Here is a 1,238-nt window from a genome sequence, read left to right as displayed (position 1 = left end):
TTAAAGAACGATGAAGCATAATAGAGCTACCGTCCTGAATTAAAATATTATCAAACTTGAACAAATCTTTTTTCGTGCCTAAATTCGGATAATAAGTGCAATTTCTCAGATTAGATGGCCAGCTGTTATAATTCGGCCATTTTCTCGCCAAAGGAAATTGCTTTAATGAAATATAAACAGCTGACACAAGAAGAAAGATACCAGATTTACGCGTTAATAAAAGCAGGAAATAACCAAAAACAGATAGCTGATGAACTAACTCGTTCACCGTCATCTATCTCTAGAGAGTTAAAACGCAATAAAGGGCTTAAAGGCTATCGACCTAACCAAGCCAATAATTTTGCAGAGCAAAGACGCAAGTCATCTTTCAAAGCAATTAAGTTAACAGATGATGTTACTGACTGGATTAATAAATTGTTGGTTGACGGACTTTCGCCAGAGCAGGTGGCAGGCCGCTTAGCTTTAGAGAAAAAGGTCGTTTTGCATCATGAAACGATTTATCAATATATTTACAGAGACAAGGCTCGTGGTGGTGAACTACATAAGACACTCACTCGTGTATGTAAAAAGTATAAGAAACGCTATGGAAGCTACGATAAACGTGGACAGATAGTTAATCGAGTCAGTATTGATGAACGCCCAAGTATTGTGGATTCAAAGTCTAGGATTGGTGATTGGGAGGGCGATACAGTGATAGGCAAAGGGCGTAAAAATGCCCTTGTCACAATGGTTGAACGTAAAACGTTATATACAGTCGTTCACAGAATTGAAAGCAAGCATGCGAAAATAACAGCCGATGCGCTGATCAAGTGTATGACACCATATAAAGGTAAGGTTATTACCGTGACTTTAGATAATGGAAAAGAGTTTGCTTACCATGAGCATGTTGCACAAAAATTAGAAGCTGATGTGTATTTTGCTCACCCATATTCATCATGGGAGCGGGGCATAAATGAGAATACCAACGGCTTACTTAGACGCTTCTTCCCCAAGGGAACTGACTTTATGGCGCTAAGTGAAGCAGAAATACAGGCGGCAGTTGATAAGCTCAACCATCGGCCAAGAAAAACAAGAGGGTATAAAACCCCTCATGAATTATTTACGGGGCAATCAGAAGTTCTGGTGGCTGCATAATGATTGCACTTAATACTTGAATTCAAGGTGTACTTAAGCGCATCATTTATCCAACAATTAAAAACTCTATTTGTTACCTCTCGCATCAGTTCAGCTAGTTCAGG

General features: G+C 39.2%; 1 protein-coding gene. It reads left to right on the top strand.

Going from position 1 to position 1,238, the window contains the following annotated elements:
• Positions 1–165 precede the first annotated feature (165 nt).
• Positions 166–1,134 (top strand): IS30 family transposase, encoded by a 969-nt coding sequence (locus I6F53_RS20080; RefSeq protein WP_197240930.1) that lies wholly within the window; start codon positions 166–168, stop codon positions 1,132–1,134.
• The last annotated feature ends 104 nt before the right edge of the window (positions 1,135–1,238 follow it).

The organism is Pseudoalteromonas sp. SWN29 (genome assembly GCF_015864465.1).
In the GTDB taxonomy this organism is placed as follows: Bacteria; Pseudomonadota; Gammaproteobacteria; order Enterobacterales; family Alteromonadaceae; genus Pseudoalteromonas.
This window is presented reverse-complemented; position numbering and strand designations above follow the sequence as displayed.

What these genes read in the sequence shown, in the direction of transcription:
- I6F53_RS20080 (WP_197240930.1), top strand. Translation starts at nt 166, where the DNA reads ATGAAATATAAACAGCTGACACAAGAAGAAAGATACCAGATTTACGCG.